This is a genomic window from bacterium, from assembly GCA_021372775.1.
Lineage (GTDB): Bacteria > Acidobacteriota > Polarisedimenticolia > J045 > J045 > JAJFTU01.
Genome location: JAJFTU010000093.1, coordinates 1 through 8,723, shown reverse-complemented (window position 1 = coordinate 8,723; position 8,723 = coordinate 1). Strand labels below are relative to the sequence as shown.

Here is an 8,723-nt window from a genome sequence, read left to right as displayed (position 1 = left end):
TCGCTCGCCGTCTCCGGCCCGATCTGGACGCCGCGCCTCGCCGCGCGCCTCTCCTTCGCCGACCTCGACCTGCTCGGCCTCGCCGCGCTCGTGCGGCGGAAGCCGCTCGACGTCGACGCCGACCTGCGCGCCGGCGGCGAGCTCGCGTTCGAAGGCGAGGCGGGGGCGCCGGAGCGTTGGAAGGGACATCTGGCGCTGAGCTCGCTCGACGCTTCGACGGCGAGTTTCTCGGCGCGCCTCGCCGCGCCGGCCCGCTTCGACCTCGCCGACGGCGAGCTGAAGGTCGCCGAGGACGCGCCGTTCGCGATCGTCGGCGCGACGGGCGGGAAGATCTCCGCGCGGGGGCGCGTCGGCCTGTTCGGCGCGAACCGCGGGCGTCTGGCGCTCGGCCTCGACGTCGCGGCGGACCTGCAGTTCCTCGAGGTCTTCGATCCCGACGTGCTCGCCGCCGGCAAGGCGACCGGGGCGCTGAAGATCGGCGGGAGCTTCGCCGATCCCGACCTCACCGGCGCGCTGCGCCTCGAGGGGGGCCGGCTGCGGCTGCTGCCGTACACCGACGCTGTGGACGATCTGCAGGCGACGCTCGAGTTCCGCGACCGGGCGATGAAGGTCAAGGACGGGAAGTTCCGGCTCGGCGGCGGCGACGTCGTCTTCGACGGGACGCTGACGATGCCCGGGCTGGCGCCGGGGCGGGTGGACATGCACTTCGTCGGCAAGGACTTCGCGCTCTCGTTCCCGAAGGGGGTCTGGGGGCGCTACGACGCCGACGTGCGGCTCGTCGGCCCCGCCTCCGATCCGGAGGTCCGCGGCGAGGTGAAGATGCTCGCCGGACGGTACACGCGCCCGCTCGAGATCGAGATGGCGCCGGGGACGCGCGTGCGGAAGCTCGAGCCGGCGACGAGCCGCTCCCACTGGCTGACGCGGATCGGCCTCCGCGTGAAGCTGGTCGCCGAGGAGTCGCTCGCCGTGCGGACCGAGATGGCGCGGCTGCAGGTCTCGGTCGGGATCGACGTCACCGGCGATCCGGGCGCGCCGCTCTTCGCGGGGAGCGTCGTCTTCGTCGAAGGGGGCAAGATCACCTTCCGCGGCGTGGACTACGAGGTCTCCTCGGGGCAGATCATCTTCGACGATCCGCGCGGCGAGCCGATGCGGCTGCGGATGCGGATGACGACCGACGTCCGCGGCTACAGCGTGCGGCTCGACCTCGACGCCACGCCGGACACGCTCGACTACCAGCTCACGTCGGCCCCCGCGCTCAGCCAGCGCGACATCCTGCTGCTGCTGCTCACCGGCCAGCCGCCGACGGAAGTCGCGACCGGCGCCGCGGGGCAGGTGACGTCGGAGCTGGCGACGAGCTACTTCGGCACGCAGCTCGGCGAGTTCCTGCTCGCCGGCCCGGCGCGGAAGTACCTCGGCCTGAACCGCTTCGGCATCGCCCCGTCGGTCGTCGGCGCGGAGACGCGCCCGACCGCGCGGCTGACGGTCGGGCGCCGCGTGGACGACCGCACGACGATCATCTACTCCCGCGACCTCTCGTCCGAAGGGCGCGACCTGTACCGCATCGAGCGCGAGATCTCGCGCGAGCTGCGGATCGCCCTCGGACGCGACGAGTACGGCGGCGTGACGCTCGACCTGCGCTGGCTGCACCGCTTCGGCGAGACCTCGTCGGAGTCGCTCGGCGCCGCGCCGCCGAAGCTGGGCGGCGTGACGATCGACGGCCTGCCGGCGGGGGTGAAGCTCTCGGTGCGCCGCGACCTCGGCCTCGCCGCGGGGAAGCGCGTGCCGCAGTTCCAGCTGATCGAGGCGCGCGAGGCGCTGCAGCGGGTGCTGGCGCGCGAAGGGTATCTCGACGCCGAGGTCGCGCCGCGCGTCGAACGGCAGGAGACGACCGGCCGGCCGGCGCGCGCCGTCGCCGTCTTCGACGTCAAGCCGGGGCCGCGCTGGGACGTGCGCTGGAACGGGCCGACGACGGCCGTGCGGCGGGTCAAGGACGTCCTCGTCGAGCTGTGGGGCGGCGCCGGATTCCGCCCCGACGGCCTGCGCGAGGCGACGCGCGTCGCGCGCGAGGCGCTGGCCGAGGACGGCTTCGCCGCGGCGACGGTGGACGTGCGGATCGCCGACGAGGCGGCGCGCGTCCTGACGATCGACGTCGATCCGGGGCCGCGCGTCAAGGTCGGCAAGGTCGCGTTCGAAGGGCAGAAGGCGCTCGGCAAGGACGAGCTGTTCGATCAGGTGCTGCTGCGCCGCCCGGGCGTCCTCGGCGGAATCAGCGGCGAGACGTTCAAGCCGCGCCTCGCGCAGGAGGACGCCGACGCGGTGCGGACGCTCTACGCCGCGCGCGGCTACCTCGAGGCGACGGTCGATCCGCTCGTGCGCCTGCGCGGCGCGGGGGAGGTCGCGGACGTCACGTTCGTCGTCGACGAAGGGCCGCAGTCGCGGGTCGGCCTGCTCCGCGTCGAAGGGGACTGGCCGGACGAGCTCGGCCCGGCGACGGCGAAGATCCCGTTCAAGAGCGGCGATCTGTTCCTGCCGGACCTGCTGAAGACGGCGGAGACGAAGCTGCGCGAGACGCTCGACGACGCCGGCTACTGGGAATCGCGCGTCGTGACCCGCCCCGAGGTCCTGAACGGCAAGGTGGACATCGTCTTCCGCATCCGCGCGGGGCGCGCGGCGACGGTGCGGAACGTGCGCTTCGAGGGACTCGTCGCGACGAAGAAGAAGATCGTCGAGCCGGCGCTGCACCTCGCGCCGGGGAAGCCGCTCTCCTCGGGGGCGATCCGCCGCACGGAGAGCGACCTGTTCCGCCTCGGTCTCTTCCGCAAGGTGGAGATCCGCACCGAGCCGGTCGAAGGCGATCCTGCGCGCCGGGACGTCGTCGTGCGGCTCGACGAGAACCCGCGCCTCTCGCTGCTCACCACGGTCGGCTACGACACGGAGGAGCGGGCGCTCGGCTCGATGACGCTCTCCGACGACAACCTCTGGGGCCTCGCCCGCACGGGAAGCCTGCAGGCCTACGGCTCGTCGAAGCGCTCCGGCCTGCGGGCGACGATCGAGGACCGGCATCTCGACGAGGACCTGCTGGAAGGGCTCGGCACGCTGGGCATCGAGCGCGAGGAGCGGGACGGCTTCACGCTGGAGACGACCGGAATCGCGCTGCAGCTCGCCTCGCCGCAGCAGCGGCGCGGCACGCGGGTCCAGCTGCGCTACGAGCTCGAGGACAACCGCTTCACCAACGTCACGCTCGACCCGGACGCGATCCAGCAGGTCCTCTCCGACGAAGGGCGGCGGCTGGACAAGATCCGCCTCGGCGGCTTCCTCGGCACGCTGATCCTCGACCGCCGCGACGATCCGTTCCTTCCGACCCGCGGCTGGATCGCCCGCGCCGAGGCCGGGATCTGGGGGAAGGCGCTGCTCTCCGAGGCGACGTTCGCGCGCGTCACCGGCCAGGTCGCGGGGTACGTGCCGAAGGGGCGGCTGACGCTCGCCGGCTCGACCCGCTTCGGCCTCGCTTGGCCGTTCAAGGACACCGCGGCGGTGCCGCTCTCGCAGCGCTTCTTCGCCGGCGGCGCCGACAGCATGCGCGGCTTCGCCCGCGACAAGGTCGGGCCGCTCGACGGCCCCGGCGGGAACGCGCTCGGCGGCGAGTCGATGCTGGTGACGAACCTCGAGGCGCGGTACCGCTTCTGGGGCCGGGCGCACGCGGTCGTCTTCTACGACGTCGGCAACGTCTGGGAGCGGGCCTCCGACTTCTACAAGGGGAAGCTGCGCAAGGCGGCCGGCGTGGGCGTGCAGTACGCGACGCCGTTCGGCGCGCTGCGCGCCGAGTACGGCTGGAAGCTCGACCGGCAGGAGGGGGAGTCGCCGGGGCAGTTCTTCGTCTCGATCGGCGAGGCGTTCTGACGCCGCGGGCGCGGCGCGCGCCCTCTTCGTCGATCCGCGGGACGCCCGGCGGAACGTGGCGCCGCAAGCGCGCCGCGCGGAGAATGCGCGCCGTGGGACGCTATCTCGGCATCGACGTCGGCACGAAGACGCTCGGCCTCGCGATCAGCGACGACGCGGGGCGGATCGCCTTTCCGCTGACCGTGATCCGCCGCGCCGGCATCAGGCGCGACCTCGAGCAGCTCGCGGAGTGGCTCGAGGGGCGCGAGGTGACCGACGCCGTCGTCGGGCTTCCGCTCAACCTCGACGGCACGCCGGGGAAGATGTGCCCCGAGGCCGACTTCGTGGCGCAGGCCGTCGCCGAGCGGTTCGGCCTCGCGATCCACCGCCAGGACGAGCGGATGACGACCGTGGACGCCGAGCGGACGATGATCGAAGCGGACGTTTCGCGCCGCCGCCGCCGGCAGGTGGTGGACAAGATCGCGGCGGCGCTGATCCTGCAGGCGTTCCTCGACGGCGCGGGGACGAAGGACGAGGGAACGCGGTGAAGCGCGGCGGAAAGAAGGGCGCGGCGCGCGGCGGACGGAAGGCCGGGCGTCTCGGAAAGTGGATTCGGCGTTTGGCGCTGGGGCTGGGGCTGGCGATCGTCGCCGCCGCGGCCGTCCCGCTGTGGACGCTGTGGTCGGAGCACCGCTTCTGGACGCGTCCGCAGGACGAGATGGGGAGCGGCGCCGCGCCGCTGAGCGTGGAAGAGGGGATGTCGGCGGCGGCGCTGGCGCAGGAATTGGAGCGGGCGCGGATCGTCGGCCCCGCGGCGCGCGTGCTCGACCTGATGCGTCGGCGCGGGCGCGAGCGGGACATCCAGCCCGGCGAGTACGTCCTCCCGCGGCCGATCTCGCCGAGGTCGGTCTTCGAGGCGCTCGGCCGCTCCGGCACGGCGGCGAAGAAGGTCACGATCCCCGAAGGGCTCGACCTCGCGCAGACCGCGGAGGTCTTCGAGAAGAACGGCGTCGGCGAGGCGAAGGCGTTCGCGGCGGCGTTCCGCGATCCCGCCCCGGCGCGCTCGTTCGACGCGAAGTGCGCCGACCTCGAGGGGTATCTCTTCCCCGGCACCTACCGCGTTTCCGTCGGCGCCGCGCCGGAGCGCGTGGCGCGGGCGCTCGTCCGCGCCTACGAGCGGCGCTTCCTGCGCCCGAACAAGGGGAAGCTGGAGCGGCTGCGGCTCTCGCCGCGCGAGGCGACGACGGTCGCCTCGATGGTGGAGAAGGAGACCGCGAAGCCGGAGGAGCGGGCGAAGATCGCGGGGGTCTTCTACGAGCGGCTGCGGCGCGGCATGAAGATGCAGTGCGACCCGACGGTGATCTTCGCCGCGAAGCGGGCCGGCGCCTACGACGGCAAGATCCACAAGCGGGACCTGGAACGGAAGGACCCGTACAACACGTATCACGTCTTCGGCCTGCCGCCCGGCCCGATCGCCTCCCCGGGGCTCGCCGCGCTGACCGCGGCGGTCGAGCCGGAACGGACGGAGGCGCTCTACTTCGTCGCCGACGGCAAGGGCGGGCACACCTTCAGCGCCGACCTCGAAGCCCACAACAAGGCGGTCCGCCGCCGCGTCGCCAAGAAGCGCTGACCCTCCCACGGTGAAGCCGACCCTGTTGCACGGTGACGCCGACCCTGTTGCACGGTGAAGCCGAGCCTGTTGCACGGGGACGGACCGGCGAATCAGTAGGCGTGTGTTGCCCCGGATTGCGGGCAAGCTGACCGAAGACCCGTTTCCTCCCCGGCGGAGGAGGCGCAGAGAAGAGCCGCGCGGCCTCGTTCGGGCGGCGCAACAGTCTCGGCTTCACCGTGCAACAGTCTCGGCTTCACCGTGCGAGGGCGGCGAGATGGGCGCGGGCTTCGGCGACGCTCTGCGCCTCGGCGGGGATCGAGGCGGCGACGGCGATGTAGGCCCTCCAACCGTCGGCGGCCTCGCCGCTCCGCCCGAGCGCTTCCAGCGCCTGCGCCCGGTTGAAGAGGGTCTGCGGCCGCTCCGGCTCCAGCCGCGCGGCCTTGTCGAGCAGCGGCAGCGCCTCCGCCGCGCGCTCGGCCTGCAGATAGGCGCCGGCGAGGTTGGCGAGGTCGGGCGCGGAGTCGGGGGCGAGCGCGACGGCCCGCTCGAGGTCGGGCAGCGCCGCGCCGACGTTCTTCTCGAACCGCAGCCGGCCGAGCCCCCGCGCGCGCAGCGCCGGGACGTAGGCCGGGTCGGTGTCGAGCGCGCGTTGATAGGCGAGCAGCGCCCCCTTCCAGTCGTTCTTCCCTTCGAGCTCCTGGCCGCGCAGCACGTCGAGGCGCGGCACGGATTGGGCCGCGCGGCGCAGCTCCGCCGCGCGCGGCTCGACGATCGTCGCGGCGCGGGTCAGGCCGAAGAGGCAGAGGCCGAGGGCCACCGCGCCGACGAGGCGTCCGCGCCGCGGGCCGAGCCCCGGCCGCGCGCCGACGAGGACGACCCCCGCGACGGCGCCGGCGGGCAGCGCGGCGAGGATCAGGATCGGCGTTCCCGCGAGAAGCGCGCCAAGCGTGAAGGCGGCGCTCCAGGCGGCGATCGGCAGCCACGGCGGACGCGGCGCTTCGACCGCGGCGAACGCGCCGGCGGCGAGCCCCGCGGCGATCGCGAAGCCGAGCGCGGCGAGCGGCAGGCGCGCCGGCGCCTCCGGTCCGACGACGAGCGCGTATCCGGCGACGAAGGCGCCGCAGGCGGCGACGGGGAAGAGGACCGCCGCGGCGAGGCCGCGACGGGCCTCGGGAATCACGCGGCAGGCGAACGGGACGAGCGCCGCGGCCGTCGCGGCGAGGCCGAGCGCGGGGGCGCGGCCGAGGGCCAACGCCGCGAGCAGGACCCCCGCGGCGAGGAACGCCGTTTCCGCCGCGGCGGCGGCCCGCGCGCATCGGCGCGCGGCGGCGACGACGAAGAGGACCGCGAGCGTCGCGCCGACGAAGGCGAGGGCGTCGAACGGCGCCCAGACGAGCGGGCCGGCCGGCATGTGCAGCGCGCGCGCCGCGGCGACGCCCGCCCAAAGCGAGGCGATCAGCGTCGGCGCGACGGCCTGCAGCGGCTCGCGCCGCTCGTCCGCGCCGCTCTCCGCATCCCTTGCCGTCGCGGCGTGCGCCGCGCCCTCTTCCTCTCTTTCCGCCGTCGCGGCGCTTGTCGGCTGCGTCGCGTCGCGCGCGGGCGCGCCGCGTCCGCCGAACCAGCGGTCGGCCGGAGCGGCGTTCCGCTCGGCCCGCTTCCAAAGCGCGAAGAGGACCGCGAGCAGCGGGAGCAGCCAGAGGATCGACGCGCAGTCCGGCGCGTCTTCGCCGATCGCGCGGAAGAACACCCCTTCGCCGCGCAGCACGTCGTCGAGCGCGAGGCGCGGGTTGACGAAGCGGAAGAAGCCGGCGACGAGCGTCGGCAGCGCGAAGAAGAAGAACGAGACGACGTAGACGGCGACGGCGCAGCCGACGGCGCGCAGCGGCCGCCTCGTGCGCAGGAAGACGTAGAGCGCGCCGAGCAGGACCGCCGCCATCGCCTCGATGCGGATTCCGGGGGTCGTGCCGACGAGCGGCACGCGCGGATCGAAGAAGCGGAGCGCGATCCGGCCGAGCTCCGACGGATCGGCGAGCAGGTAGCCGATCGCCGGCTTCTCCGCGGCGCGGTGGAGCAGCAGGTCGGCGAGCGGCGGCAGCGCGGTGAGGATCCAGGCGACGTTCATCAGCCGCGCGACCCGCGCCGGCGCGCGCCGCGCGAAGACCGCCAGCGTCAGCGAGAGGGCGAGGAACGGCGCGGCGTAGGCGAGCGGGTAGTGGACGAAGGCGGCGAGGCCGGCGAAGACCGGATTGCGCGGCACCGCGATCTCGAGCAGCGTGCGGGGGGCGACGACGGCCGCGAGCAGGGCGAGGGTCGCGAGCGGACCCCACGCTTGGCCTTCGATCGCGTCCATCAGGGCGAGCAGGCGTCGTTCGCCGGCGCGGAGGAGGTTCATCGGTCGTTCCGGGCGCGGCGCGTTCGGCCGCGCGTCGTTGGGCGCTTCGCGGCGCGCGGGCGTTCGTCGCCCGACGCTCCGCTCTTCGCTGTTCGGCGGGGCGCGCCCCGCGGTCTTCGCCTTCGCGGCGCCGCCGGTTCGGCGGCGGCCTGTCTCGGCCGCGCGGAAACGGCTCGGCCCGCGCGCCTGGTCGTGCGTCGCGGCCGGGGCGTCGCGGCGCGTTCGGCCGGCCCGTCAGCGGGCGTAGCCGAGCCCTTTCAGCCGTTCGAGGTCCGGCGCCTGCGGCGCCTCCGCCGCGCCGCTCGCGGCGAAGCGGGCGAGGAGCGGACGCAGCTCGTCGTCGAGCCGCCGCGCCATTCGCCGCACGTCGTCGGGACGCGCAGCGGCGAGGTTGTTCCGCTGCCGCGGGTCGGCCGCGAGGTCGTACAGCTCGTCGTCGAAACCGCCGGCGGCGCGCGGCACGCGCACGAGGACCATCGTCCCTTCGCGCAGCACCCGCCAGCGCCCCGCCCTTCCCGCGGGGCCGCGGCGGGGATTCTCCGCATGCACGAGTTCGTGGTCGGAAAGGTGGACGAACGCGCGCGCGGGCGCCGCCGGCCGGCCGCCGGCGCGGAGCAGCGGCGCGAGGTCGAGACCGTCGAACGCGTCGTTCGTCGCCGGCGCCCCGGCGAGGTCGAGCAGCGTCGGCGCGACGTCGGCGTTGCCGACGTTTCCCGCCAGGCGCGTTCCCGCGGGCACGAGGCCGGGGGCGCGGACCAAGAGCGGCACGCGCAGCGACTCTTCGTAGGCGTACTCGCCGTGGCCGAAGAAGTAGCCGTGCTCGCCGAGCGACTCGCCGTG

At 74.5% G+C, this 8,723-nt stretch carries 5 protein-coding genes; 3 read left to right on the top strand and 2 right to left on the bottom strand.

All coding sequences use genetic code 11. The features are described 5' to 3' along the window. From LLG88_03380 to mltG, 3 genes are all read left to right on the top strand, one after another. Positions 1-3,900: translocation/assembly module TamB domain-containing protein (locus LLG88_03380; GenBank protein ID MCE5245949.1), on the top strand; the 3,900-nt coding region annotated here is incomplete at its 5' end. A gap of 92 nt (positions 3,901-3,992) precedes the next feature. Continuing rightward, positions 3,993-4,427 (top strand): Holliday junction resolvase RuvX, encoded by a 435-nt coding sequence (ruvX, locus tag LLG88_03375; GenBank protein MCE5245948.1) that lies wholly within the window; start codon positions 3,993-3,995, stop codon positions 4,425-4,427. Next, positions 4,424-5,509 carry an endolytic transglycosylase MltG gene (gene mltG, locus LLG88_03370; GenBank protein ID MCE5245947.1) on the top strand — a complete coding sequence of 362 codons (1,086 nt, stop codon included), beginning with the start codon at positions 4,424-4,426 and terminating at the stop codon, positions 5,507-5,509. The genes ruvX and mltG overlap by 4 nt, the downstream gene beginning before the upstream one ends. A gap of 235 nt (positions 5,510-5,744) precedes the next feature. On the opposite strand, the gene LLG88_03365 is transcribed toward mltG, so the two are convergent. Both LLG88_03365 and LLG88_03360 read right to left on the bottom strand, forming a co-directional pair. Further along, the gene (locus tag LLG88_03365) at positions 5,745-7,883 is read right to left on the bottom strand and encodes a hypothetical protein (GenBank protein MCE5245946.1); all 2,139 of its coding nucleotides are present in this window, start codon (positions 7,881-7,883) and stop codon (positions 5,745-5,747) included. Between the two features lie 234 nt (positions 7,884-8,117). Further along, positions 8,118-8,723: sulfatase-like hydrolase/transferase (locus LLG88_03360; protein MCE5245945.1), on the bottom strand; the 606-nt coding region annotated here is incomplete at its 5' end.

Excerpts from the sequence above, each read along its gene's own strand:
- LLG88_03365 (MCE5245946.1), bottom strand. The coding sequence starts at position 7,883 with ATGAACCTCCTCCGCGCCGGCGAACGACGCCTGCTCGCCCTGATGGAC.